This is a genomic window from Flavobacterium ginsenosidimutans, assembly GCF_003254625.1.
Taxonomy (GTDB): Bacteria; Bacteroidota; Bacteroidia; order Flavobacteriales; family Flavobacteriaceae; genus Flavobacterium; species Flavobacterium ginsenosidimutans.
In genome coordinates, this window is sequence record NZ_QJRJ01000074.1 from 124,877 (window position 1) to 149,721 (window position 24,845).

Genomic DNA, 24,845 nt, shown 5'->3' on the forward strand with positions numbered 1-24,845 from the left:
GCATTAAAATTTAAAATTATAAGAAACTCCAGGAACAATTCCGAAAATCGAAAGCCTTCTGGTTTCATTTGCTCCTGTATCTTCATTGGTTGTAAAACTCATAGAAGCCGCATTTTTTCTGTTGTAAATATTATAAAGGCTAAATACCCAATAGCTCTGCCATCCTTTCTTTTTGTCTGGTTTTGGCGTGTATGTAGCCGCAACATCTAAGTGATGGAAAAGCGGTAATCTATTTTCGTTTCTCAAAGAATAATTCGGAATATGAATGCCTCCCATTTCATAGTATCCATTTGCATACGTTACTGGCTGTCCAGACTGTAAAGTGAAATTTCCATTAAAAGACCATTTCGGATTCAATTCATAACTCCCCACAATACTTAAATTATGCAATTTGTCATAACCAGATAAATACCAGTCACCGTTTGCAACCCCTGGTTCTTCTGGAGTTCTTCCTGGCGTTTTTTGTTCTGCTCTAGATAAAGTATAGGAAACCCATCCTGTGAAAACACCCGTATTTTTTCTAAATAATAATTCCATTCCGTAAGATCTGGCTTTTCCGTTTAGAATAACCTGTTCAATGTTGTTGTTAGCCAAAATATCAGCGCCGTTAATATAGTCAATACGATTTTGAACATTTTTATAAAATAATTCGGTTTCTAAAGAGTAATCCCCGTCTTTGAAATTTCTGAAATAACCCATCGCATATTGATCCAAAAGCTGAGGTTTTGTGAAAGGCCCACTTGGTGTCCAGATGCTCATTGGAAGTGGAGATTGCGTATTTGATAAAATATGAATGTACTGAGCCATTCTGTTGTAACTTGCTTTTATAGAAGTTTCGTCGTTAAAAGCATAAGATAAGGCCGCTCTTGGTTCAAAATTATTGAAGTTGCTGATTGTTTTTCCTTTTCCATACGAAATGCTTCCGTTTGGCGTCCCTTCTTCATAAATTTTATAAAGCGGATTGTAGACTACTGCTTGACCATTTTCGTAAGTACTGATGGTTTCGTCTCCTAAACGTAAAAACATACTATAACGAAGTCCGTAGCGAAAAGTCAGTTTTTCTGTAATCTGATTTTCAAAATCAACAAAAGCAGAAGATTCTAAAGCGTATTTTTTATCCAGCTGCATATAATTAAACTGCGAATCCGAAGAAGTAGGTTTTACAACTCCAGGGTTGAAATTATAATACAAACCATCAATTCCGTAATTGATTTTAAACTTTTCAGATTGTTGGAAGTTCCAATTGTATTTCAATCCGTAACTCGCAATATTGCTGTCCCATTTAAAACTTTCAATTGGAATTTCTAGATTGAATCTGTAATCACTGTAGAAAACTGATAAATTGCTGTTTAAACGATCAGTAAATTTATGTTTCCAGTTTAAAATACCCATTGTACTTCCGTACGTACTTGCAAAACGATCGTTAATATCGAATAAATCATTTCCGAAATAACCAGAAAACGAAAGCGTATTCTTGGCATTAAAACGATAATTTAATTTAGCATTCAAATCATAAAACATCGCTGAGTTATTATTATCTGCCAATTTCATAAATAAATGTGCATAAGAAGCACGCCCAGAAAGAATAAAAGAACCTTTCTCTTTTTCTAGCGGACCTTGAACTAAAAGACGGCTTGAGATAATTCCAATTCCTCCATTTACTTTATATTCTTCAAAATCTCCTGTTTGCTGTGTTACATCTAAAACAGAAGAAACACGTCCTCCAAATTTTGACGGAATTCCTCCTTTATATAAATCTAAACCGTTAACAATATCAGCATTGAAAATAGAGAAGAATCCAAACATATGTGAATCTGCATAAACAGGAGCACCATCTAAAAGAATCAAATTCTGATCGGCAGCACCACCTCGAACATTAAAACCTGAAGAAGCTTCTCCAGCATTGGTAACTCCAGGAAGAGTCAAAATTGATTTTAAAGGATCTGGTTCACCCATTGCAACAGGAATTTTTTTAATTTCCTGCATCGAAAGCTTGTTAACACTCATTTGAGTTGCTTTAATATCAGCAGCTTTATTGTTCATTACAATAACTTCTCCTAATTGCTGGCTATCTGGATCTATGTTGAAATTGACTTTATTATCATCTGTAACAGAAACTCGTTTTTCCTCATTTTTAAATCCAACATAACTCACTTGAACCGTATAATTTCCGTCGGGAACTTCAATGCTATAATTTCCATTAACATCTGTTACAACACCTGTTTCCAATTCTTTAATAAAAACGTTGGCGCCAATAACGGGTTGTCTTTCATCATCAAAAATGCGACCTGTCAGCTTGTTTTTTTTTTTAGCTGGTTTCTGAGTTTGAGATTTCTGTTTCACAAAAATATTATTGCCCACTATAGAAAACTGTACAATAGAAGTTTGATTTAATTCAGAAATAAGCTTCTCAATTTCGATAGTCGTAAAAGTGCTTTTCTTTGTAAAATATTTTTTATTTGTATCAATTTGATCTGTAAAAGCAAATTTAAAATCGGTTTGACTTTCAATCTGCTTGAAGAATTCTTTTAATGTCGTATTTTGATCTACAGTTACTGTAACGCTCTGAGCTGACATACATAAACTGAATAAAAAAAAGCATGCTGAAATTATATGCTTCATGAAATTTTGTATTTTTGAATATTATTAAATGGAATAACCTCGTGTTATCCTGAATATTAGGAGGATGTGGAGTTTCGCGGCTTACATCCTTTTCCTGTTTTTATTGAAAAGTGATCTGTTTTAAATCTTCATTTATTTCAAATTTTAGGTTATACATTTCTGATATTAATTGTACAATTGTCTTTAAATCTTCTTTTTTATTGATTCGGATTGTAATTTTCTGACCCAGATTTTCTTCAGGAATATTGACTTTATAACCGTAGTTTTTTTCAATATAATTACTGATAACCGACAATTTTTCGTTATCAAAATCTATAAATCTGCTGAATTCTGTTATTGAAGCCATTTGGTTTGCGTAAGTGAATTTATCTCCAGGTTTCAAAATCCATTTCTGGTTTTGGCCTTTTATATTCATTTGAACGCTTCCTTCGAAAAGTTCAACTGTTATTTCTTCATTTTCAGATTCTTTAACAGTAAAAGAAGTTCCTAAAACTGTAGTTGTAGTTTCATCACAAAATACTTGAAAAGGATGCTGTTTGTCTTTTTTAACTTTAAAATAAGCTTCACCATCAATTTCTATTTTTCTGTTTAAAGCAAAATTGTTTCCGTAAATAATTTTAGAATTCGGACCTAATTCTACTTTTGAGCTGTCTGGTAAAACGACGTGTTTTATTTTTGAAGTTAGGTTTTCAATCACATTTTCGGTTACAACAGCATTTTCATTTGAAGATTCGGTATTGAAATAAATTCCAGTTCCAATTAAAACGAAAAGTAAGACAGCCGCGGCCGAATAATAGTGCCAAGGCCTAGATCTTCGTTTCTTTTGGGCAAAAGTTTTGGCATGGAATTGTTCCCACGAAGCTTCTTTTTCGTTATCCGAATGAGAAAGGGGAGACTCTTCCCATAACTTTTTAAATTCCTCGTCAAATTTTTCTTGATCCATCTTTTCTAGATATTAAATGATTTGACAATGAAAACCTTGTTTGTTAAAAACACCGTAAACCATTTCTTTAATGTCTCGGTTAGTTTCGATTTTAAGGATATTCTCTTGTCCTTGATGATCGAACTTTATGATACAATCAGAAATGATAAACTGTAAATAAGCCACAAGTAAACTTGCGTCTTTCTTTGTTTTAACATTAGTTTTATACGCTTCAATGTGCATTTTTAGTTCTTGTTTTTTAGTATAACAAACGAGAACTAAAAAGTTCCTAATGGTTTTCGATTTTTTTTCGAATAAATTTACTGGCGAGATAAATATGATTGGCAATGGTCTTTTCAGAAAGATCCGTTATTTCTGCAATCTCCTTATAGCTAAGGTTTTCCAGTTTATGTAAAGTGAATATTTTTTGTTGCTGTTCTGGAAGCTGATTAATGAAGTTTTGTAGTTTTTCTTGTCTTTCTTCAAAAATTCCTAAGTCAGTTTCTTCATCATCTAGCATTTCAACTTGAGAAGGATCAAGCTGCACTATTTTGTTTTCTCTGTTAACATGATTAAGAATAATGTTCTTGCAGATAACAAATATCTGTTTGTCAAACAGCACCTCTTCGTTAAGCAGTTCTCTTTTATTGTAAAGTCTTATAAAAGTCTCCTGAACAAAGTCTTCGGGAGTAAATACAGAAGAATTAAATCGTTTGGCAATATTTATCAGTTTATCGTAGTAGCTGAAGTAAACTTCTTTAAAAGCTGCTTCATTACCTTTTTTTAAACTTAAAATAAACTCTTTATTGTCCATAACGAAAATATCGTGACTAGCTTTTACCTAGTCTAAACTCATTGGTGTCAATATTATTGTATCCAAAAATTGAGGCAATCTCAAATCATGAATGTAATAAGTTGCAAAGAACCGTAATTAAATTTAAGATTTGACGCTTTTGTTGAAGAAATGTTACATATCGATACACGTTTTTATTTAGAAATAGAAAATACGCATTACTCATTGATTTGATTATGAATTATGCATATTGTAAAGGGATTTTTTGTAGTGTTTAAAGATATTGAAGTATATGGTATTATTTCTGTCCCACGACCATTTTCTTCTCTAATAGTGTATTTCGTAAAGTATCGTATGATAAATCTTGTACAGGTATATTATTATCTAAGGCTAGAATTGCTGCGACCGCAGAAACTTGTCCTAATGTCATATAAACGGGTTCCATTCTTATTGAACTATATGCTACACGGGAAGCAGATAAACAAATAGGGACCAGTAAGTTAGTGCATTCACTTTTTTTAGGTACGATAGATCGATAATCAATTGGATATGGGTTTGGGGTTTCGAGCATGTAACGTCCTTCATTTTTAACATTGCCATTTGTATCTACATAACGTTGCACTATATGTGAGTCCATTGCATAATCTGCTAATGCTATGGGGTTTTCAGCTATAACTTTTCCTGTACAGTTGTTTTCAGTCATGACATAATCGCTAATCATTCTTCTGCCTTCCCTAATATATAGCTGATTTGGCCAATTATTATTCTCTACAAATTCATCTTTTGAAAGTCCCCATTGTTTGTAAAAATCACGTATTTTTTCGGGCACTTTTGGATGATTTGCAAGAGTCCATAGAAGGCCAATTTGATATCGCTTATGGTTGGCAACAATTAATTCTCTTTCGGCATAATCTCCATCAGGATAATTATAATTTTGTCCTACATAATCCGTTGAAATCGGACCCAAATTATTCGAATCAGTTTTACCATTTGGTAAAGGCATTAGGTCAAAAAAGGTATTGGCATCATGGGTTTTTAGATATTCGAATAAAAGATGATAGTCCTCTTCATTATAATCAAAAGGTTTTTCTATGTCTCGTCTGTTATGGTCAACATTAGTTAAGCACATTCTAAAACAGAAAGCTTGTATTTTTTTATCGGCAGTACCATTTCCAGATATATAAGATGGTAGACCATTGCCAAGATATTTAACGCCCTCAGGGAATTGGTTGCGATCATTATTTGACATTCTGCGTACTCCATTAAAAAGTTCTTTATAAAGAGAGTTGCTTTCCCTTCCATAAGTATATGAAATACCTGATTTAGCCATGAGGTCTCCTTCATAACTAGTGTCTATAAATATTTTTCCTTTGATTTTAAGGCCCGACTCCATTCTAATAGACTCAATTGTATGAATGCTGTTTTTTAAAATGCCATTTTGCAAATCGAGTCTTTCATTGTTTAAAATTGGAATTTGATTTTCTAAGATGATATCACGAAAAACAAACTGCGCTGCTTTAGGCTCAAACCAAAGCATTATATCTCCGTTTTGAAAATATTTTTTGTAACCACCAGCACTACCAACAAACCAATTTTGTGAACTACTGTAATATTCTTTAATACGATGATAGAATGTCCTTGTAAGTCCGCCTAAAATATTGGTGTCATGAATATCAGTTATTCCCAGCCCATTAGTAGACATTCCGCCTAAAGCAGTATTTGAAGGTTTTATTAAAAGTACACTTTTGCCAGATTTTTTAACCTCGACAGCAGCTATAATTCCTGCTGCAGTTGCGCCATAAATTACAACATCATATTCTTTGGTCAAATCTATATTATCCACTCCATTAGTGGATTCAAAATCGGAAATAATTCTTTTTTCAGGTATGTAATCTTTGGAACAAGAAGAATAAACAAAACAAGAAAGGATTAGTGCAATTATTTGTAATTTAAAACTAGGCATGTTAAAAAGGTAAAAATATTAATATAAAACATTTGCAGCTAATTTAATAATGAGCATTGATTTTTTGATGGTTTAATAAAAAATAATAATATTTTAATAATATTAATCCGATCTTTATGTGTAAGTGGTAAAAAAATGTGATTCTTAGTTTAAAAAAATGATTCTTTTTTTGTGTTTTATTTAATGTTAAGTTTTAGAATTTAATAAATTTATTTAGGATTTAACAATAAGCATCATTTGAATATCAACTCTATTATAAGTCGAAGAAATTCCTGTTATTTCTTTAAAACCTAATTTTTCATATAATTTAATGGCAGGTTGAAGTTTGGTATTGCTTTCCAAATAAATTTTAGAAGCTCCTTTTTCTGTAGCCCATTTTATAGCCGATTCCGCCAATAAATTTCCAACGCCTTTTCCTTGCGCTTTTGGACTTACAGCCATTTTTGCTAATTCGTAATCATAATCTTTTCCATCACTTTTGATTAGAGCGCAAACGCCCAAAACTTCATCATTTAAAACAGCAGAAAAAATTTCTCCGCCTTTGTTTATAATATAATCTTCGGCATGATCTAGCGCTTTTATGTCATTTGGTTCAACTTCAAAATAATTTGAAATCCATTCGATATTTAAATCTTTAAAACTTTTTTGATATTTGTGGTTATAAGTTACTATTTCTACTTGATCTTTATTTTTCATGATTCTATTAAATACTATTTTTTATTATTCTGCCTAATTTTTCCAAATCAGAATCTACGCGTTCGTTCCATTCTAAAGCATAAGATAATCTCATGCAATTGTTGTATTGATTGTACTGCGAAAAAATTCTTCCCGGGGCAAAATTGATTTTTTGAGCTAAAGCAGGGTTGTATAATTCTGTTGTAGAAATTCTTTCATCTAGTTCAAGCCATAACATAAAACCGCCTTTTGGCTGTGCAATTTTGGTGTTGTCTGGAAAATAAGATTCTACAGCGCGATTAATTTGGAGATAATTGGTATAAAGTTTATTTCTAAAAGTTCTCAAATGATGATCATAACGTCCGTGTTCTAAGAAATCTGTAATAACATCGGAATACAATGAAGAATTACAAACTGTCTGAACCAGTTTTTGACGAATGATTTTGTCTTTAAATTTTCCTGGCGCAATCCAACCGACTCGATATCCCGGCGCAAGAGTTTTAGAAACTGATCCGATCCATAAAACTAAACCTGCTTCATCATAAAATTTACAAGGTTTAGGACGTTCCGAGCCAAAGTACAAATTGCCATAAATATCATCTTCAATTAACGGAACATTATATTGCGTTATTAATTTTACCAATTCTCGTTTGTTTTCGTCGGGCATTTGAAATCCCATCGGATTATTGAAATTGGTAATAAAACAGCAGGCTTTTATTTCTGGAAGCGCTTTTTTTAAAACATCAAGATCTAATCCATACAAAGGATGAGTCGGAATTTCAACTGCCTTTAAGCCCAAAACTTTAATCGCTTGAAGTATCCCAAAATAAGCAGGACTTTCTACAGCCACACTATCACCCGGGGATGTAACTGCCATAAGTGCATTGTAAATCGCATGCATTGCGCCAGATGTAATGACAAGATCGTCTTCGGTAATTTTTCCTTCCATGACAAGCGCCCATTTGGCAATAGCGCGTCGAAGTTCTTCTGGTCCTTGAACAGGTTCGTAATCGGTGCCAGCATCATTTCTTTTTCGAACCGCATTAATAATGCCTTTATTTAGTTTGGCAACTGGAAGGAAATTTTTGCCAGGCAATCCAAGTGCAAATTGTGTCACATCCGATTTATTGATTGTGCTGAAAACTTTATCAATTAAATCTTCTGGAGTATTTTCTTTTTCATGGTTATCTATACTTGCGATCGTAGGAAGTGCAGTTGTGCGCTGCGAACTTTTACTCACATAATATCCCGTTTTTGGGCGAGATTCTATAAGCGAACGGCTTTCCAATTCTAAATACGCTTGTTTAATGGTATTTAAGCTAACATTATACAGCTTTTGCGCGCTTCTAACAGAAGGCAGTTTGTCGCCAAGCGAAAGAGTTTCATTGTGAATTTGATCCTCAATAATTTGGGCAATTTTTAAATATAATGTTTCGCGATTTTTCATTTTTTCTTTTTCGTTATGCGCTTAAAAGCTAAGACAGTGAACAAACTGTTCTGTACTTTGCCTTAATTGTTCGACGTCATTGAAATTAGCATTTCTCTTTTTCGTTAGAAAATTTTGAATGTATTCATTAAACATTGCTTTATCTTCATTAGTCAAACTTCCGTCATCATAAATTTGAAATATGATTTCGTTCTTTTCATCTAATATTAAACTAGCAAACGAATTGATTTTATTGTTTTTTTCGCAAAGAAGAAAAGGTATTCCAAAAAGCATTTTATCTTCAGCTTTCACATTAATATTTTTATTGAAGATGATTTGTAAAATCTCCATGTCAAATATATATACCTCTCTAAAAGTTATTTTTTTCTGTGTTGCTGTTTTAGATTCCATGTCTTTTTTTAGCAAAATTATTGCTCTTAAAGATTTGGATACAGATACAGAAAAATATTTTTTTAAGGGTACAGATAAAATTACTGTTTTTATTCGAGTCGGTAAAAACTGTGGAAGACTTTTTATAGTAGGAGGAATTAATTGGGAATTACAGTTGGATTTGAAGTTATTTTATCCATCCTGTTTTTCTCCTCCATTCAAGTGCTTCTTGTTTTCGTTTTTCGAAATCTTCAGGAGGTAATTGATTTTCTTGTATTATTCGATTTCGAATAAGTTCGGTTTGCTCTTCCAGAGAGTTGAGTCCGATAGATTGTCTTCTTTGATTTACCATTTGTAGGTCATCGAATAAATTTGGACTTAAATTTCCTTTTTCATCCCAATCAAATTGAGTTCCGTAAAGTTGTGGCTTTCCCTCCAAGGTAGCTATTCTATCTGTTAAATAGGCAAGATTAATAGGGTCTGCTTGATTTTCTTTGACTGCATTTTGCAATTGCTCCGCACAGCGTTTCATAAAATCTGGAGATCCAATAGAATGCTGTATGATTAGCCAAGCAGCTTCGCTAGCTTCTTTCCCAACTTTATCAATCGTCGGATAACCGATTGTGTTTATGATTTCATTTAAGATTATTGCATTTTGTTTATGCAGCTTTTCCATTTCTTCATCATATCCTTCAAAAAGTTTTTTGTTTTCAATAAGCTTGTTTCTCAATTTGAGATCAGCATTTTTCAACTCAATTATTCTTTCGGAAATGATTTTGTTATCCATTTGATATTGGTTAAAAGAATTAACTGGAAATGGTTTTTGATTTTAAAAAAAAGGGCCTCAGGATAAAATTAATTATCCTCCTTTTCCAAATCTGCAGCAGAAATCTGATCTAAGATATTGGTCTGATTTGGCGAAATGTAATTTTTGTTTTCGGTAATCTGTTCTTTCTTAAAAAGAAGATCTAAGGCATTGTACAATTTTAATAAAACATCTTTGTCTTCTTTGGCAATATCTAAAGCGGTATTGAAATTAAAAACATAATTATTCGAATTGCGTACTTCGACTTTTATCGTTTTTGATGTGATCTTAAATTTGACTATATCCATATGCTATAAAATTACCTCTGCAAAATAACTATTTTAATGGCAGTTTTTATGGTTATTTTTTGATTTTTTAATTACAAAGAATTTTTATTCTCTTGTTTTAATTTCAGGAGTATATCCATTGCTTTCACAGCGTCATTTTCATCAACAAAAATATGATCGTGTAAATATGCGGCAATTACATTGCAGCTAATATTGGCCTTTCCTAATGCTTGAGAAAATGCAGCAGTCAAACCTACAGCGGCTAAAGAAGAATGAACTTCTAAAGTAATCCAAGAAGCAATGTAAGAGAAATGAAGATTAAGTTCTTCTGCAAAATGTTTTTCTAATACTACAGTAATCCCTTCTTTTTCTTTAAATAGAAACAAAATCTTTGAAAAAGGAACCTTTTCTAGAGAATCTACTTTTGTAAAAACATATTTTCCTGTATTAAGAACAGGATTGAGATTCTCTAAAATCGTATTTAAATTTATTTCGCCTTCCATAAAATTAGGACTGTTTTTTATTTAAAAATAATAAAAAACCCTTAAACATTTCTGTTTAAGGGTTTTACCTTCTAAGTAGCGAGGACGGGAGTTGAACCCGTGACCTCAGGGTTATGAATCCTGCGCTCTAACCAACTGAGCTACCTCGCCTGGACTGCTATCATGAATTCCTGATTGCGGGTGCAAAGATAGAAATAATATTAAAGCGCGCAAGCATAAAATGAAGAAAAAAAAATATTTTTAATTATGCATTGTTTTTGGACATATATTCTTATATTTCGAAAAAAATTAAAGTAGCACATGGATTCAAAAATACGTTACGAAATCGAGTTTCCGATCAATTCTTCGCCACAATTATTGTATCAATATATATCAACGCCGTCAGGTTTACAAGAATGGTTTGCTGACAATGTTAATTCAAGAGGTGAATTTTTTACTTTCATCTGGAATGATTCGCAGGAAAAAGCTCGCTTGGCTTCAAAAAAATCTGGCGAAAAAGTAAAGTTCAAATGGGTTGACGAAAGCAGTAAAGACACTGAGTACTTTTTTGAACTTCATATTTTAGTTGATGAATTGACTAAAGATGTGTCACTTATGGTGGTTGATTTTGCCGATAAAGAAGAATTAGGCGAAGCTAAACAATTGTGGGAGAATCAAATCTCAGACTTAAAACATCTTATAGGATCTGTTTAGTAAAAGTCTATTTTATACCTTATATTTGCCCTGAACAAAATTCAGGGTTTTTTTATGATTAATTTTAACGGAAACATAGGGCAGGAAGATAATATACTAACTCTTAACCGCGCCTTTTTGTATGGTGACGGAATATTCGAAACAGTAAAAATTGTCAACGGAAAAATCTTGTTTCTTGAAGATCATTATTTTAGACTGATGGCTTCAATGCGTGTGGTCAGAATGATGATTCCTATGGATTTTACAATGGAATATTTTGAAGAGCAGATTCTTAATTTGGTTAACCAATTGAATATTGCATCTTCAGCAAGAGCTAGAATTACCGTTTTTAGAAACGATGGCGGTTTGTATCTTCCTAAAAGTAATGATATTTCATTCTTAATCAACGCTATTTCTCTTGGAAATAAAGCTTACTCTTTAAATACAAACGAATACGAAGTAGATTTGTATAAAGACTTCTATGTAACAAAACAATTATTATCATCTCTGAAAACAACAAACAAGATGATTAATATAACAGGAAGTATTTATGCAAATGAAAATGATCTTGCTAATTGTATTTTACTGAATGACAGTAAAAATGTTGTAGAAGCGCTTCAGGGAAATATTTTTATGGTTACAGGAAATAAGCTTATTACACCTCCAGTTTCAGAAGGTGCATTAAACGGAATTATGCGTAAGCAAATTTTGGCATTGGCCAAAAAAGTTGAAGGCATAGAAGTTGTAGAAGAGATAATTTCGCCTTTTGATCTTCAAAAAGCAGACGAATTATTCCTGACTAATGTAATCATGGGAATACAGCCGATAACTAAATATCGAAAAAAGGAGTTTACAACGAATCTGGCTCATTTACTAGTGCAGAAGCTAAATGAATCCATCTCTGAAAATTAATTCAGATATGGATTTTCAGGTGCGTTAGACCAAATAAGATAATCACCGCCAAGCTCAATAATCTGCTCTTTCCAAAAGTGAGTAGTAGATTTTCCGATAATTTTATTTTTATAATTATTATCAGCAATAATCCAAGAGTTTCCTTGCATCTCATTTTCGAGTTGATTTTCGTCCCAACCGGTATAGCCTAAGAAAAAGCGAATATTATTTTTACTAATAGTTCCGCTGTTTATTAAGTCTTTAGTTGACTCAAAATCACCTCCCCAATAAATCCCGTTCGAAATCTCAACACTATTTGGGATTAACTCAGGAATATTGTGAATGAAATAAAGGTTGTCTTGTTCTACAGGGCCTCCGTTATATATCTTAAAGTTAGCATCAATTTCGGGTATTAAGTCACTAATAGTGTATTTTAATGGCTTATTAATTATAAAACCTATTGATCCTTCTTTGTTATGGTCTGCTAATAAAATTACCGATCTATTAAAAGATAAATCTCCAATTATTGAAGGCTCGGCAATAAGCAGGTGTCCTTTTTTTAATTTTTCTGAAATCATACGGTTACAATTTTTATTAAATTTAATCATAAAAAAATTAAAATCACAAAAAAAATCGTTAAACCGCATAAAAAAACCTTCCAGATGGAAGGTTTTAATTATATTATAAGTTTAGAGAACTTTCTTACTTAGTTCACTGCACCTTCTAATTCAGCTCCAGCTTTGAATTTTACAACGTTTTTAGCTGCGATTTTAATAGTTTTTCCTGTTTGTGGGTTTCTACCGTCTCTAGCAGCTCTAGAAGAAACTGACCATGATCCAAAACCTACTAATGAAACTCTTCCTCCTTTTTTCAAAGTTGTTCCTACATTACCTAAAAAAGACTCTAAAGCTAATTTCGCCGCAGCTTTTGTAATTCCTGCATCAGCAGCGATAGCATCGATTAATTCTGATTTGTTCATAATAATTAGTTATTAATTGTTGGTTAAAAAAAATTGTTAATACACAAATTTAGTAGGAAATCCGTTGCGTGCAAGTGTTTTCTTTATTTTTAGCAAAAATTGTTAATAACTTGCTTTTTTTGTTCATAAAGAGTGTTGTTCGTCGATAAAAAACAGGTACAAACCCCTGTTTTACTGGCGTTAATACACTTTTGCAGCTTCGGAAAAAGTCACTCCATTTAATAATTCTGAAGCAAGCATTCTCTTTTTTCCTGGAAATTGTAGACTTAATAACTGAATAAACCCTTCTTTTATTGCAATCTTGATTTCTTTTTTACTGCTAATTAACTTTCCAGTCTCGTAAGAATGTGATTCTGAGATTAATTTAGCTTCATATATTTTGATGTTCAATTCTTCATTTTGGTCTTTCAAAAAACACCAAGAAGCAGGATAAGGACTTAATCCTCGAATTAAGTTATTGATTTCTGCTCCAGATTTTGTCCAATCGATTTTGCAGTTTTCTTTATTTAATTTGTAAGCGGTTTTAATATCGTCGTTATCTTCTTGAATTGTTGTGGTAACATTTCCAGTTTCAATAACTTTTAAAGTGTCAATTACAGTTGTGCTTCCTAAATGCATCAAACGATCGTGCAATTGTCCCGCAGTTTCTTCTGGCTCGATATTGATTTCAGAATTTAAAATCATTGCACCAGTATCAATTTTATCATCAATAAAGAAAGTGGTAACACCAGTTTTTGTTTCTCCATTAATAATAGCCCAGTTAATTGGAGCGGCGCCACGATAATTTGGCAATAAAGAAGCATGAAGATTAAAAGTTCCAAATGAAGGCATTTCCCAAACTACTTTTGGCAGCATTCTAAAAGCAACTACGATTTGTAAATTGGCATTCAAAGCTTTTAATTCTGCTAAGAAACTCTCGTCTTTTAAATTGGTTGGCTGTAATAAAGTAAGATTGTTAGCAAGTGCATATTCTTTAACAGCCGAATATTTTATTTTTTGTCCGCGTCCAGCTGGTTTATCTGCAGCTGTAATCACACCGACAACATCGTAGTCATTTTTAATAATGGTGTCCAAAATGCCAACGGCAAATTCTGGAGTTCCCATAAATATAATTCTCAATTTCTCCATTATGATTTTAAAGTGTATTTATTATTCGCTTGTATAATGATATGATTGTTTTCGAGTAACTCCTGAAGAACCGAAATTATGTCTTTTGTGTCCATTTTTATTTGGTTCTCAATTTCTCTCGAAGTCAACGAAGCTGTTTTTAGTAAAGAAAGGATTTTGTCTGCAATCGAATCGGCTTCAGTGATTTTTCCTTTTTGTGTAATGCAGTACGAACAAATACCGCAGTTTTCGTTTGTTTCTTCACCAAAATAATCTAGCACCAATCTGTTTTTGCAGGTTTTAGTGTCTTTTATATAATGCAAAACAGATAAAAGCTGTTCTTTTTTGACTTCGTTTTGTTTTTCTAAATATTTCGAAACTCTATTTATAGTGTGATCATCTTCGCGAACTTCATTAAACAAAATAGTAGCGTCGTTATTTTTAGACTTATATTCTATAATTTCTTTTTCTTTTAATTTTTCTAAAAGCGCTATAATTTGCTCTTCAGGGCGATTTGATTTTTTTGCAATTAATCCCAAATTCAAATTAGATTTCACTTCATAAACTCCGGGATAAGTTCTCAAAATAGCCAAAATGATTTCTTCATCATTTGGATTCAAACTCATGTATCGAATTACTTCTTTAGATTCAATCAGAAACTGAATGCTGATTTTTTCTGAGAATTCCTGAGACATCGTAATAATTCCCTGCTGATTTAAAAACTGTAAAGCATTATAAGTCTTCAAAGTTGGGAATTCATATTTATTGCAGAAATGATTTAGTTTGAATGAGAAAGATTCGTCTAAACCTTCTCCGTAAGCAATTTGAAAATAATTGCACAATTTGTTGTACATCGTTTTCAAGAATTTTTTGTCAGGAAGAACGCTTAAAAACTGCTGTTCAGTCTGAACGGAATCAGAATTGTTATAAAGTAAAACCGAAAAAGCTTTTGCGCCATTTCGTCCCGCGCGTCCAGATTCCTGATAATAATTTTCTAAGTTTTCTGGAAGCTGCGTATGAATAACGGTTTTTACATTGTCTTTGTCAATTCCCATTCCGAAAGCATTCGTAGCCACAATAACTTGCGCTTGTTCCGACATCCACAACTGCATGTTTTTATCTTTTTCTTTTGCAGAAAGTCCACCATGATAATACGTTGCCGTAAAACCTAACGATTGCAATTGCGAAGATATATTCAAACACGCTTTACGATTTCGTACATATATAATAGAAGGTTGCGGATTCTTTTTCAGAATTTGTTCTGTACGGTATAATTTATCCTCAACTTCAAAAATCATGTAAGCGATATTTTTTCGCTCAAACGATTGTTGAAAATGATTCGGGTTTTTTAATTCTAATTGCGTTCTAATATCTTCAATAACTCTTGGAGTTGCTGTTGCGGTTAAAGCTAAAAAAGGAATTTTAGGAAAGAATTTTTTTAGTTCTGAAATTTTAAGATACGCTGGCCTAAAATCATGACCCCATTGCGAAACACAATGCGCTTCGTCAATAGCAATTAAATTTATAGGTAGGTTTTTAATGCGTTCCAGAATCCAATCTGATTGTAAACGTTCTGGTGATAAGTAGAGAAATTTATAATTTCCGTACTGGCAATTGTCTAAAAGATCAATCAATTCTTCAGTGTGAATTCCGCCAGTAAGAGCAATTGCTTTAATCTCTCTTTTTTGTAGATTCATTACCTGATCTTTCATCAAGGCAATTAAAGGAGAAATAACTAAACAAATGCCTTCCTGCATCATAGCGGGGACTTGAAAACAAATCGATTTTCCACCTCCTGTCGGAAGTACTGCAAAAGTATCCTGTCCTTCAAGAACAGAATCGATAATTTCTTTTTGCAACGGTCTAAAACTGTCGTGTTTCCAGTATTTTAGAAGAATATCCTGTGCTCCGAGCATTGCCTTGGTTTTAAAGTTAAAAATTTAGAAAACAGTTTCTAGTTTTACAACTTTAAACCATACCGCTAAATTTTGTCTAAGATATAAAGAATTCTGTTTTCAACTGTATCTTTAGGAACTTCAATCAGTTCGTAACCATATTTTTTATAAGTCTCAACAAGATGCTCCTGAATTTTTACTGCCTGATCAAAATTTTCATAACGCTCAGAATCACTTTGGTAAATCTCCTCCCAAGGCGGTAAAATAAAGGTTTTAGAATATTTGAAATCTTCGCATGCTTTGGTAAAATGCTCTGGATACTCATCGCCAATATAATCCATATAGGCTACCACATCTGGAATTCCTCTGTCAATAAAAACCACATTATCAGGTTCGTTAACAGCATTTTTATATTGTTCAATACGTCCTTCCAACAACATTTCGCTAAACAAAAGCGGCTGTTCTAGAAACAGCTGTTCAATGCCTTGTTCCTGTGCTTTCATGGTAACCTGTCTAGAGATTTCAGGATAGCAGCAAAAGCCACGAGCTACCAATTCGTTAATAAGTGTTGATTTTCCAGTACCAGGTCCGCCAAGCAAGACAATAATTTCTTTTTGCACTATTCTAAAAATAAAGCGCAAATTTACCTAAACTTATTTGTAATTAAAAAGAATATTTATCAGAAACGAAAGATTTGATATTTTAATAAACAAAAGTTACTGATTGAGGAAGGGAAATGGTTATGTTTTAGCAAAGTGAAAAGTCCCTATAGAGGCGACATATTTATAGAAAAATTGGACACAATAAATCAAAAGCTCCAGCGGAGCGACATATTTTGCGTGATTTATATGTCGCTCCGCTGGAGCTTTTGATTGGTGTGAAATTGAATTGCTATAAATATTTTGCTCCGCTGGAGCAGTTTAAAACTTATCTGAATATTATATTTTATTCATAAGTTTTTTAGTCTCGTTGTTATACAAATCTTTGCCTTTTGAAATTTCTTCTGAATTAATAAAATCATCTATACTGACATAAATAAATTTATTGTTGTTTGTCTTTTTGTTTTTTTTATCAGCTTCTTCTGCACTTCCATCACCTTCTAGTAAGTAAAGAAGTATTCCATCACTATAATTTTTTTGAGCTATTTCAATTAATCGATTATATATAACTTCATTGATTTCTTTATAAGAGATACTTCGAAAACACTTTTTTATTGAACATAATTCTTCGGTTGGAAAAAAGGGGAATTGTGGAATTCGTTCTATTTTGCTTAAATCACTTCTACAAAAATTGTAATATTTGCTTTGAGGAGTTTCTTTTAATTTCTGACTAAAGGCAGTATTTGCAATTAGTATAATGATTAGGAATATTCTAAACATATTTTTAAAATTTATTCACAAAACAAATATTTTCCAGAATCCTTTCCTTTTTTATTAGAAGGAACAATCAAATGCGATTGGAATTTTTTGCCATTCAAAACATCATTCACAAAATCTAAAACATACTTTTGACCTTCATGAAAAAGGTAGCCTGAAAATTCATGTCCACCACCGCAGAAAGTAATCAGCTCGATGTCTTTGTGTAAATCGTTCATTTGATTGTAAACCGCATAAGAACCAAAAAGAATCAGCCAGCCAGAAGCGTTTGTAGGGCAGGAGCGATGCGAACCTGCTGCATAAGGAACCGTGTCATCATTATTTCCGTGAGCCAATAACATCGGAATTGCTTTTTCTTTTGTAATCAAATTAATATCCTGAATTGCTCCCGAACCTCCAATAAAACCTTTGTATTTAAAGTTTTCTGGGAGATTGCTTTTGTATAAATTCATCAATTTATAATCCCAAAAAGAAGCATGGAAACCAATTTCGGCACCCGCACTAATTCCAGAAATAAAGATTTTTGAAGTATCTAAATTGTATTTATCTGCATTCTCAATTAAGAAAGCCGTTGCCTGCCACATATCGCTAACGCCAATTTGGATTGCTTTTATTTTTTCGGTCAAAGTTCCTTTACAGCCAAAATCTTTTCCTTTCATATATAAACTGTACGAAATACTCGCAACAGCATAACCATTTTGATCCATAAATTTCCCGAAATCTTTTTCACTTGTACGTTCTCCACCTGAAAATCCGCCACCAAATGCGAACATTATTAACGGAATTTTTTCGCCAGCTTTTTTCTTTGGCAGATATAAATCTAAATCTAGTTTTAAAGTGTCGTTTTGGAAATACGTTAGCGTTTTAACTTCCTGCGCTTGAACTGAATTTAGTGTAAGAGCGATAAAAAGTAAAAGGAGTTTTTTCATTGCATTGTGTTTTAATCTCGCAAATTTTAAACGCAAACTTGTCATCCTGAGGAACGAAGGATCACACAAGTAGCTCCGCACAGAAATTCTCCAACCTTTGTCGAGTTTCTAGTGTGATCCTTCGTTCCTCAGGATGACAAAATGACGAAAAAAGCGCTCTAATTTGCGAGAGTTTTCGGTGGATTATTTTCTCAAATATAAGCGTAAAAAATACAATGAAATAATCTTCTAGAGGTTTTTTCTCTGCACCTTTGTAACTTTGTAACTTTGAACCTTTTTTCGAAGAAAAAATATAAAAAATCTAAATTCAAAAACCGTATATTTGCGTTTATTTTTAATTACGAATGGAGAACGATAAAGAAAAAAACACCGCCGAATTTTACGAAAGATTAAAAGTAGAACTTGATAACGCAAACACTTGGCCAGCAGAATATTTGTATAAATTTATTGTGCCTTCTGTAGGTGATAATGTAGAGCGTGTTGAAAAAGCTTTTGATAGAATGGGAGCGGTTATTAAAACAACAAAATCTAAAACAGGTAAATTTACCAGTGTTTCTGTAGATGTTACGATGCACAGCTCAGATGATGTGATTAGTAAATACAAAGAAGTTTCTACAATAGAAGGTATAGTTTCATTATAAACTTATGATCGAAAAATATAAAAGAGAAGCCGCAAGCGACGTTGTGTATAATTTAGAATACAATTCTGAAAGACAGCGTTTAATTATCCCAGAATATGGTCGTCATTTACAAAAATTGATCGATCAGGCAACTGCAATCGAAGATGATGAAACGCGCAATAAAGCCGCGAAATATATCATTCAGGTTATGGGAAGCCTAAATCCGCATTTGCGTGACGTGCCAGATTTTCAGCATAAACTTTGGGATCAGCTTTTTATTATGTCTGATTTTAAACTGAATGTTGAATCTCCGTACCCAATTCCGTCACGAGAAGTTTTGGAGCTAAAACCAGACGCTTTGCAGTATCCGCAGAACTTTCCAAAATATAGATTTTATGGTAACAACATCAAATATATGATTGATGTTGCCAATAAATGGGAAGATGGCGAAATGAAAAATGCCTTGGTGATGGTAATTGCCAATCACATGAAAAAATCGTTCTTGAGCTGGAACAAAGACACAGTAAAAGATGATGTGATTTTCGAGCATTTATATGAATTGTCTGGAGGTAAAATTAATTTATTACATAGCACAGAAGAGTTGTTGAATACAACGGATTTAATGCGTACAAATAAACGTATGTCTAATAAAACGGCTTCTGGTGTACAGCCAAAAATTCAGAATAACAACAAGAATAACAATAACAAAGGCGGTCAAAAAAAGACATTTCAAAAAAACAATAATCAAAAATAGAAGAAGTTGCTAAGATACTAAGCAGCTAAGGTGCTAAGATTTTAGCTTAACCTTAGAACCTTAGAATCTCAGAACCTTAGAACCTTAAAAGAAATCTATGGGAATTTTTAAAATCGAAGGAGGAACTCCTTTAAAAGGAGAAATCACTCCGCAAGGAGCAAAAAACGAGGCATTACAAATTTTATGTGCCGTGCTTCTAACGGGGGATAAAGTAAAAATTAATAATATTCCCGATATTATTGACATCAATAAATTAATTACTTTGTTGGGTAATTTAGGTGTAAAAATTCAACGTAACGAACCAGGTTCGATTACTTTTCAAGCTGACGAAGTTAATGTTGGATATTTAGAAACTGAAGCTTTCAAAAAAGAAGGTGGAGCGCTTCGTGGTTCTATTATGATTGTTGGTCCGCTTTTGGCTCGTTTCGGAAAAGGATATATTCCAAAACCGGGTGGAGATAAAATTGGGCGTCGTAGATTAGATACACACTTTGAAGGTTTTATCAACCTTGGAGCAAAATTCAGATACAATAGAGAAGATCATTTTTACGGAGTAGAATCTCCAGAAGAAGGGCTTCAAGGAACAGATATGCTTCTAGATGAAGCTTCTGTAACTGGAACGGCAAATATTGTAATGGCTGCAGTTTTGGCAAAAGGACAAACTACAGTTTACAACGCTGCTTGTGAGCCATATTTACAACAATTGTGTAAGATGCTAAACTCTATGGGAGCAAAAATCACTGGAGTTGGTTCTAACTTATTGACTATTGAAGGTGTTGAAAGCCTTGGAGGATGCGAGCATACAATTTTACCAGATATGATCGAAATTGGTTCTTGGATTGGTCTTGCGGCTATGACAAAAAGCGAAATCACGATCAAAAATGTAAGCTGGGAAAATTTAGGTTTGATTCCGAACACTTTCAGAAAATTGGGTATTACAATCGAAAAACGTAACGATGATATTTACATTCCTGCTCACAAAGACGGATATGAAGTGAAAACAGATATCGACGGTTCTATCTTAACTATTGCCGATGCACCTTGGCCAGGATTTACACCTGACTTATTAAGTATCGTTTTAGTTGTGGCAACACAAGCAAAAGGAGACGTTTTAATTCACCAAAAAATGTTCGAAAGCCGTTTATTCTTCGTGGATAAACTAATTGATATGGGAGCAAAAATTATGTTATGTGATCCGCACAGAGCTGTGGTTATGGGACATAATTTTGAATCTCAATTGAAAGCAACAACAATGTCTTCTCCAGATATTCGTGCGGGAATCTCATTATTGATTGCGGCGCTTTCTGCAAAAGGAACTAGTACAATCCAGAATATCGAGCAAATCGATCGTGGATATGAGCGTATCGATGAGCGTTTAAGAGCAATCGGCGCAAAAATCGTGAGAGCGTAAATAAAAGTTAGCCACGAATTTCACAAATTACACTAATTTTTAATTTTTGAAATTCAATTACACGAATTAGCTTTTAAATTAGTGTAATAAAACACAATGTTAGTCTTCGTGTAATTTGTGTAATTCGTGGCAGAAAAAAATAAATGTCGCTAAATGACAAATGAACAAAAAGCTATAAAAGCTACATACTTTAGTATAGCTGGAAATACCTGCTTGGCCTTGATAAAAGGTTTGGCAGGTTTTTTTGGCAATTCTTATGCCTTGATTGCTGATGCGATCGAATCGACGGCAGACATATTTTCGTCGTGTTTGGTTTTATTCGGAATCAAATATTCTAATAAACCTGCTGATGAAAATCATCCTTATGGTCATGGTCGTGCAGAACCTTTAATTACGTTTTTGGTTGTTGGATTTTTAATTACTTCGGCTACTATTATTGGTTATGAAAGTATTGCCAATATTCAATCGTCACATGATTTGCCAAAATCTTGGACCCTTTATGTTTTGGGAACAATTATTTTATGGAAAGAATACTCGTATCGTTTGGTTATGAAACGAAGTAAAGAAACAAACAGCTCTTCTCTTGCAGCCGATGCATGGCATCATCGAAGCGACGCTATAACTTCTGTTGCGGCTTTTATTGGTATTTCGATTGCATTGATTATGGGAAAAGGCTACGAATCTGCAGACGATTGGGCTGCACTTTTTGCTGCTTTTTTTATTCTTTATAATAGTTACAAAATCTTCAGGCCAGCACTTGGCGAAATTATGGATGAAAATCTAAACGACGACTTAGTAGAAGAAATTCGTGTTGTCGCTTTGACTGTTCCTGGAATTCTTGGAACCGAAAAATGTTTTATTCGTAAAGCAGGAATGCGTTATCACGTAGATCTTCATGCAATTGTTTCGGCAAAAATTTCAGTAAAAGAAGGACACGATTTGTCTCATAAACTTCAAGATACTTTAAAAGAACAAATTCCGCAGTTGGGAAATGTCTTGATTCATATTGAACCGGATGATTATCATTGTTAAAGATGCTAAGGTTCTGAGATACTAAGATTCTAAGTTTTTTTTTAATACCTAATACTTATTTTGTCAGGCTGAGCGAAGTCGAAGCCCACGCGGAGGTTTTCAAAATTCAAAAAAATCTGCTTAATTTATAATCTACTTAAAACCAGATTATAAATTAAGCAGATTTTTAAATTAATCTTTGTCAAAGTTTAAAACTTTGACAAAGAAAAAAACTTAGAATCTTAGCATCTCAGAACCTTAGAATCTTAGTCTAACGCATTCAAAATCTTCAATCCAAAAACAACACCATTTTGCTGAATTCCACCTTGATAAGAATGCACATAATCAACACGGAATAATTTGAATTTTCCAAAACCTAAATTATCTAAACCAACAGTAAATTCAGAATAGGGTTTTCGATCAGGAATTGCTAAAGCGTGAAATCCGATATTCATTGTAGATTTTAGAAGATTTAATAACGGAATTTTATTCATTACAAAACCTGTGTCATTGTATTCAGTATGCATTTCGAAATAGCTATCGTTTGTGCTGTTTGAATAATATGGCAGCATGTTAAAAACATTCAAATAACGTTCGCTTGTTCCAATGTGAGTTTGATTTCCGTTAAAATGTCTGTAATCGATAAACGAAATATTTTCTGCATTAAAGAATTTTCCAGCTCTAAAATTGGTTCCTAAAATACCTTTGTTTCCAAGAGATAAATCGTAAAGCACAGAAGCGCCGATTCTTTCATATTCGTACTTTTTTTCGCTTGCCGCGAATGCTTTTTCGAATGATAGATACACTGTCGGATATTTATCATCTTTAAAATTAAATCGTCCGTCTGGTCTTGAAATATACTTGTTTCCAAAATTAATTCTTGATGTTACAAGAGCTTTAAATAAATGGTGCTGATCAAAAGCTGGAGTTGTAAAATCGTCTGGCGCCAATGGATTATTAGACGAATAAATATCATCTTTTTTAAAGAAAGAATAATCGGTTGTATTAAAAAGCGGTTTGCGCTGTTCGTAACCAATTCTTCCAGTAAGATTTATTCCGTTTGCGATGTCTTGTCCGTAATTGATTTGTACAAATTCTAGATTGTACAACTTCATATAATTATCCTTAAAAAACAAAGAACTTATAGAATTTATAAATTTACTTATGGGTTCTGCACCATTAAATTGCGCTGTTTTTGTCCCTCCAGAGCCCCAAATTGTAGCATAATTGATATTGTTGAAGCGATGGCTGAATTCGCCAATTGTACGAAAACGTTCGTCTGAAAAACCATAATTAAAAGTCGTGCTTATTGTAGTGCTTTTTCCTTCCTCTTCATTCCATTTTCTAAAAGAGAAACCAGTATCGAGATTAAAACCTTGAACGGTATTAAAACTTAAAGAAGAAATATTTAGCAAACCTTTATATTCAAAAGAATATTTCTTGAAAGTGTTTTTATAATCGTAACCCATTAAAACATCCCAAACTTTAAATTTATTGTTTTTTGCGTCAATAGAATCGGTGTATTTTTTTGATTTTCTAATGGTTTGAAGACTGTCTTTTTTGGCGTAATCACTGCTTTCTTCCATAGTTAACGGAATCGGACGAATTTCATTCCAGAAAGCATCATCTTTTTTATTCGCATTGAGGTCAAAAGCCACCAGTTCATTCCCGAACGTTTTCTTGTCAAACGACGCTGGAAATTCATAATTGGAATAAACATAATTGAAATTTCCAGAAAACTTTACGCCAAAAATGCCTGCATTAAAAGAAAGTGTCTGCGCATTTTTGGACCAGATTTTATTTTTGGAGTTATAACTGAAACTCTGTTTTAGATTCATTATTTCAGTAAATTCATTTTTCATTCTATAGCCTTTGATATCTAAATCGATGGCATAAATTGCAAAACTATCATCTACAATATAAATGTAGCCTTCAAAAACGGGCTCTTTATCACGTTTTGGAGTTACTTTAATTTTATTAATCTGCTGATTATTATCGTCATAAAAAGTACTTTCCAATTTGTATTTGTAATAACTGAAGGCATTGTCTGCAATAGGAGAAATCATTTTCACATCAAAATCCAAAGTATTGTCGTAAAAGTCATAATTTGATAATGCTGCTGTGTTGTAACTGTAACCGCGGTTGTTTCCAGAAACTTTAGAAGCTATAATATTTTCTTTAAACTTGTTTGGCTTTTCAAGACTAACTTTCGAAATAGTTTCAGATAAATACAAAATTCCTGTTCCTGTCGAATCTAAATTTGACGCCATGTCTTCGCCTAAATCTACTTTTTGTCCAAGTATTTTTTTAGGAAGATCTTTTACTTTGAACATTCCTTTCGAATAAAAATCGGCGGTATATCTTCCTGTTTTATCTGAGTTTTCTTTTTTGTTTGCAATAGCGCTTCTAATAATAGCATTTGCAGGATTGTTTTTAGGATCGATGACAACTTCGTTTAAAGCAAAACTTTCTTCTTGAAGCTTTACGTCTAAAGTGATCGTTTTTGATCCCGAATCAACGGCTATTTTTTGCGTTTTAAAACCTAAATATTGAAAAGTGATTTTATTTTTTCCAATTTCTTTTACATTCAGCTGATACTTTCCTTGCTCATTTGACGTAGTACTTGCGTATGTGTTTTCTTCAAAAACCGAAACAAAGGGCAGTGGATTTCCCTTATCATCTGTTATTGTTCCTTTGATTTGAGCAAAGTTTGAAATTGAAAAAAATAGAAAGGCAATTAAAGTAAAGTTTCTCATGTAAGGTGGTATATCTTACAAAAATAGAATAAGTTAAATCTGAGCTTATTAATAATTT

At 32.8% G+C, this 24,845-nt stretch carries 25 protein-coding genes and 1 tRNA gene; 6 read left to right on the forward strand and 20 right to left on the reverse strand.

The annotated features are described in order from the left end of the window. Nucleotides 1-3: 3 nt before the first annotated feature. The 12 genes from DM444_RS08990 to DM444_RS09045 all read right to left on the reverse strand — a co-directional run bounded on the left by DM444_RS08990 (nt 4) and on the right by DM444_RS09045 (nt 10,536). Nucleotides 4-2,622, reverse strand: coding sequence for a TonB-dependent receptor (locus DM444_RS08990; protein WP_111285773.1), 2,619 nt, complete (start codon nt 2,620-2,622; stop codon nt 4-6). Between the two features lie 100 nt (nt 2,623-2,722). Next, nucleotides 2,723-3,565 carry a FecR family protein gene (locus DM444_RS08995; RefSeq protein WP_111285774.1) on the reverse strand — a complete coding sequence of 281 codons (843 nt, stop codon included), beginning with the start codon at nt 3,563-3,565 and terminating at the stop codon, nt 2,723-2,725. 12 nt (nt 3,566-3,577) lie between these two features. Beyond that, complete coding sequence (locus tag DM444_RS09000; RefSeq protein ID WP_111285775.1) at nt 3,578-3,787, reverse strand: hypothetical protein; 210 nt, start codon at nt 3,785-3,787, stop codon at nt 3,578-3,580. A gap of 46 nt (nt 3,788-3,833) precedes the next feature. Then, complete coding sequence (locus DM444_RS09005) at nt 3,834-4,358, reverse strand: RNA polymerase sigma factor (RefSeq protein WP_111285776.1); 525 nt, start codon at nt 4,356-4,358, stop codon at nt 3,834-3,836. 277 nt (nt 4,359-4,635) lie between these two features. Then, nucleotides 4,636-6,300 (reverse strand): FAD-dependent oxidoreductase, encoded by a 1,665-nt coding sequence (locus DM444_RS09010; RefSeq protein WP_111285777.1) that lies wholly within the window; start codon nt 6,298-6,300, stop codon nt 4,636-4,638. 213 nt (nt 6,301-6,513) lie between these two features. Further along, nucleotides 6,514-6,996, reverse strand: a complete 483-nt coding sequence (locus DM444_RS09015; protein ID WP_111285778.1) for a GNAT family N-acetyltransferase — start codon at nt 6,994-6,996, stop codon at nt 6,514-6,516. A 7-nt stretch (nt 6,997-7,003) separates the two neighbouring features. Further along, nucleotides 7,004-8,422 (reverse strand): aminotransferase-like domain-containing protein, encoded by a 1,419-nt coding sequence (locus DM444_RS09020; RefSeq protein ID WP_111285779.1) that lies wholly within the window; start codon nt 8,420-8,422, stop codon nt 7,004-7,006. A gap of 21 nt (nt 8,423-8,443) precedes the next feature. Next, the gene (locus DM444_RS09025) at nt 8,444-8,812 is read right to left on the reverse strand and encodes a hypothetical protein (protein WP_111285780.1); all 369 of its coding nucleotides are present in this window, start codon (nt 8,810-8,812) and stop codon (nt 8,444-8,446) included. 166 nt (nt 8,813-8,978) lie between these two features. Further along, nucleotides 8,979-9,578 carry a DUF6624 domain-containing protein gene (locus tag DM444_RS09030; RefSeq protein ID WP_111285781.1) on the reverse strand — a complete coding sequence of 200 codons (600 nt, stop codon included), beginning with the start codon at nt 9,576-9,578 and terminating at the stop codon, nt 8,979-8,981. Between the two features lie 68 nt (nt 9,579-9,646). Beyond that, complete coding sequence (locus DM444_RS09035) at nt 9,647-9,904, reverse strand: hypothetical protein (protein WP_111285782.1); 258 nt, start codon at nt 9,902-9,904, stop codon at nt 9,647-9,649. A gap of 71 nt (nt 9,905-9,975) precedes the next feature. Beyond that, complete coding sequence (locus DM444_RS09040) at nt 9,976-10,386, reverse strand: ACT domain-containing protein (protein WP_111285783.1); 411 nt, start codon at nt 10,384-10,386, stop codon at nt 9,976-9,978. Between the two features lie 76 nt (nt 10,387-10,462). Continuing rightward, a tRNA-Met gene (locus DM444_RS09045) sits at nt 10,463-10,536 on the reverse strand. A gap of 150 nt (nt 10,537-10,686) precedes the next feature. Between DM444_RS09045 and DM444_RS09050 the strand changes: the two genes are divergently transcribed. Continuing rightward, nucleotides 10,687-11,079 carry an START-like domain-containing protein gene (locus DM444_RS09050; protein WP_111285785.1) on the forward strand — a complete coding sequence of 131 codons (393 nt, stop codon included), beginning with the start codon at nt 10,687-10,689 and terminating at the stop codon, nt 11,077-11,079. A gap of 54 nt (nt 11,080-11,133) precedes the next feature. Continuing rightward, nucleotides 11,134-11,970, forward strand: coding sequence for an aminotransferase class IV (locus tag DM444_RS09055; protein WP_111285787.1), 837 nt, complete (start codon nt 11,134-11,136; stop codon nt 11,968-11,970). Here the strand turns inward: DM444_RS09055 and DM444_RS09060 are convergent. The 7 genes from DM444_RS09060 to DM444_RS09090 form a co-directional block, all read right to left on the reverse strand. Then, on the reverse strand, nt 11,967-12,527 hold the full coding sequence (locus DM444_RS09060) for a YqgE/AlgH family protein (protein ID WP_111285789.1): 561 nt from the start codon (nt 12,525-12,527) through the stop codon (nt 11,967-11,969). The genes DM444_RS09055 and DM444_RS09060 overlap by 4 nt on opposite strands. 128 nt (nt 12,528-12,655) lie before the next feature. After that, a complete protein-coding gene (locus DM444_RS09065; RefSeq protein WP_008464760.1) occupies nt 12,656-12,928 on the reverse strand; it encodes an HU family DNA-binding protein in 273 nt (90 codons plus the stop codon). Between the two features lie 180 nt (nt 12,929-13,108). Further along, on the reverse strand, nt 13,109-14,056 hold the full coding sequence (fmt, locus tag DM444_RS09070; protein WP_111285791.1) for a methionyl-tRNA formyltransferase: 948 nt from the start codon (nt 14,054-14,056) through the stop codon (nt 13,109-13,111). Then, the gene (locus DM444_RS09075; RefSeq protein WP_111285793.1) at nt 14,056-15,951 is read right to left on the reverse strand and encodes a RecQ family ATP-dependent DNA helicase; all 1,896 of its coding nucleotides are present in this window, start codon (nt 15,949-15,951) and stop codon (nt 14,056-14,058) included. The genes fmt and DM444_RS09075 overlap by 1 nt, the downstream gene beginning before the upstream one ends. Before the next feature lie 65 nt (nt 15,952-16,016). Next, nucleotides 16,017-16,550 (reverse strand): AAA family ATPase, encoded by a 534-nt coding sequence (locus DM444_RS09080; protein WP_111285796.1) that lies wholly within the window; start codon nt 16,548-16,550, stop codon nt 16,017-16,019. Nucleotides 16,551-16,868: 318 nt separating this feature from the next. After that, nucleotides 16,869-17,309, reverse strand: coding sequence for a hypothetical protein (locus tag DM444_RS09085; RefSeq protein WP_111285798.1), 441 nt, complete (start codon nt 17,307-17,309; stop codon nt 16,869-16,871). An 11-nt stretch (nt 17,310-17,320) separates the two neighbouring features. After that, nucleotides 17,321-18,235: an alpha/beta hydrolase family protein gene (locus DM444_RS09090; RefSeq protein WP_111286030.1), complete on the reverse strand. Its 915-nt coding sequence runs from the start codon at nt 18,233-18,235 to the stop codon at nt 17,321-17,323. Between the two features lie 344 nt (nt 18,236-18,579). Between DM444_RS09090 and DM444_RS09095 the strand changes: the two genes are divergently transcribed. The 4 genes from DM444_RS09095 to DM444_RS09110 all read left to right on the forward strand — a co-directional run bounded on the left by DM444_RS09095 (nt 18,580) and on the right by DM444_RS09110 (nt 22,052). Continuing rightward, a complete protein-coding gene (locus DM444_RS09095; protein ID WP_111285800.1) occupies nt 18,580-18,876 on the forward strand; it encodes a DUF493 family protein in 297 nt (98 codons plus the stop codon). 4 nt (nt 18,877-18,880) lie between these two features. Further along, the gene (locus DM444_RS09100; protein WP_111285802.1) at nt 18,881-19,609 is read left to right on the forward strand and encodes a DUF4290 domain-containing protein; all 729 of its coding nucleotides are present in this window, start codon (nt 18,881-18,883) and stop codon (nt 19,607-19,609) included. A 97-nt stretch (nt 19,610-19,706) separates the two neighbouring features. Next, the gene (gene murA, locus DM444_RS09105; protein ID WP_111285804.1) at nt 19,707-21,020 is read left to right on the forward strand and encodes a UDP-N-acetylglucosamine 1-carboxyvinyltransferase; all 1,314 of its coding nucleotides are present in this window, start codon (nt 19,707-19,709) and stop codon (nt 21,018-21,020) included. Between the two features lie 153 nt (nt 21,021-21,173). Further along, nucleotides 21,174-22,052 carry a cation diffusion facilitator family transporter gene (locus tag DM444_RS09110; RefSeq protein ID WP_111285806.1) on the forward strand — a complete coding sequence of 293 codons (879 nt, stop codon included), beginning with the start codon at nt 21,174-21,176 and terminating at the stop codon, nt 22,050-22,052. 245 nt (nt 22,053-22,297) lie between these two features. On the opposite strand, the gene DM444_RS09115 is transcribed toward DM444_RS09110, so the two are convergent. Then, nucleotides 22,298-24,787, reverse strand: coding sequence for a DUF5686 and carboxypeptidase regulatory-like domain-containing protein (locus DM444_RS09115; protein WP_111285808.1), 2,490 nt, complete (start codon nt 24,785-24,787; stop codon nt 22,298-22,300). Between the last annotated feature and the right edge of the window lie 58 nt (nt 24,788-24,845).

Coding starts and splice junctions, on each gene's coding strand:
- DM444_RS08990 (WP_111285773.1), bottom strand. CDS start 2,622: ATGAAGCATATAATTTCAGCATGCTTTTTTTTATTCAGTTTATGTATG.
- DM444_RS08995 (WP_111285774.1), bottom strand. CDS start 3,565: ATGGATCAAGAAAAATTTGACGAGGAATTTAAAAAGTTATGGGAAGAG.
- DM444_RS09000 (WP_111285775.1), bottom strand. CDS start 3,787: ATGCACATTGAAGCGTATAAAACTAATGTTAAAACAAAGAAAGACGCA.
- DM444_RS09005 (WP_111285776.1), bottom strand. CDS start 4,358: ATGGACAATAAAGAGTTTATTTTAAGTTTAAAAAAAGGTAATGAAGCA.
- DM444_RS09010 (WP_111285777.1), bottom strand. CDS start 6,300: ATGCCTAGTTTTAAATTACAAATAATTGCACTAATCCTTTCTTGTTTT.
- DM444_RS09015 (WP_111285778.1), bottom strand. CDS start 6,996: ATGAAAAATAAAGATCAAGTAGAAATAGTAACTTATAACCACAAATAT.
- DM444_RS09020 (WP_111285779.1), bottom strand. CDS start 8,422: ATGAAAAATCGCGAAACATTATATTTAAAAATTGCCCAAATTATTGAG.
- DM444_RS09025 (WP_111285780.1), bottom strand. CDS start 8,812: ATGGAATCTAAAACAGCAACACAGAAAAAAATAACTTTTAGAGAGGTA.
- DM444_RS09030 (WP_111285781.1), bottom strand. CDS start 9,578: ATGGATAACAAAATCATTTCCGAAAGAATAATTGAGTTGAAAAATGCT.
- DM444_RS09035 (WP_111285782.1), bottom strand. CDS start 9,904: ATGGATATAGTCAAATTTAAGATCACATCAAAAACGATAAAAGTCGAA.
- DM444_RS09040 (WP_111285783.1), bottom strand. CDS start 10,386: ATGGAAGGCGAAATAAATTTAAATACGATTTTAGAGAATCTCAATCCT.
- DM444_RS09050 (WP_111285785.1), top strand. CDS start 10,687: ATGGATTCAAAAATACGTTACGAAATCGAGTTTCCGATCAATTCTTCG.
- DM444_RS09055 (WP_111285787.1), top strand. CDS start 11,134: ATGATTAATTTTAACGGAAACATAGGGCAGGAAGATAATATACTAACT.
- DM444_RS09060 (WP_111285789.1), bottom strand. CDS start 12,527: ATGATTTCAGAAAAATTAAAAAAAGGACACCTGCTTATTGCCGAGCCT.
- DM444_RS09065 (WP_008464760.1), bottom strand. CDS start 12,928: ATGAACAAATCAGAATTAATCGATGCTATCGCTGCTGATGCAGGAATT.
- fmt (WP_111285791.1), bottom strand. CDS start 14,056: ATGGAGAAATTGAGAATTATATTTATGGGAACTCCAGAATTTGCCGTT.
- DM444_RS09075 (WP_111285793.1), bottom strand. CDS start 15,951: ATGCTCGGAGCACAGGATATTCTTCTAAAATACTGGAAACACGACAGT.
- DM444_RS09085 (WP_111285798.1), bottom strand. CDS start 17,309: ATGTTTAGAATATTCCTAATCATTATACTAATTGCAAATACTGCCTTT.
- DM444_RS09090 (WP_111286030.1), bottom strand. CDS start 18,235: ATGAAAAAACTCCTTTTACTTTTTATCGCTCTTACACTAAATTCAGTT.
- DM444_RS09095 (WP_111285800.1), top strand. CDS start 18,580: ATGGAGAACGATAAAGAAAAAAACACCGCCGAATTTTACGAAAGATTA.
- DM444_RS09100 (WP_111285802.1), top strand. CDS start 18,881: ATGATCGAAAAATATAAAAGAGAAGCCGCAAGCGACGTTGTGTATAAT.
- murA (WP_111285804.1), top strand. CDS start 19,707: ATGGGAATTTTTAAAATCGAAGGAGGAACTCCTTTAAAAGGAGAAATC.
- DM444_RS09110 (WP_111285806.1), top strand. CDS start 21,174: ATGACAAATGAACAAAAAGCTATAAAAGCTACATACTTTAGTATAGCT.
- DM444_RS09115 (WP_111285808.1), bottom strand. CDS start 24,787: ATGAGAAACTTTACTTTAATTGCCTTTCTATTTTTTTCAATTTCAAAC.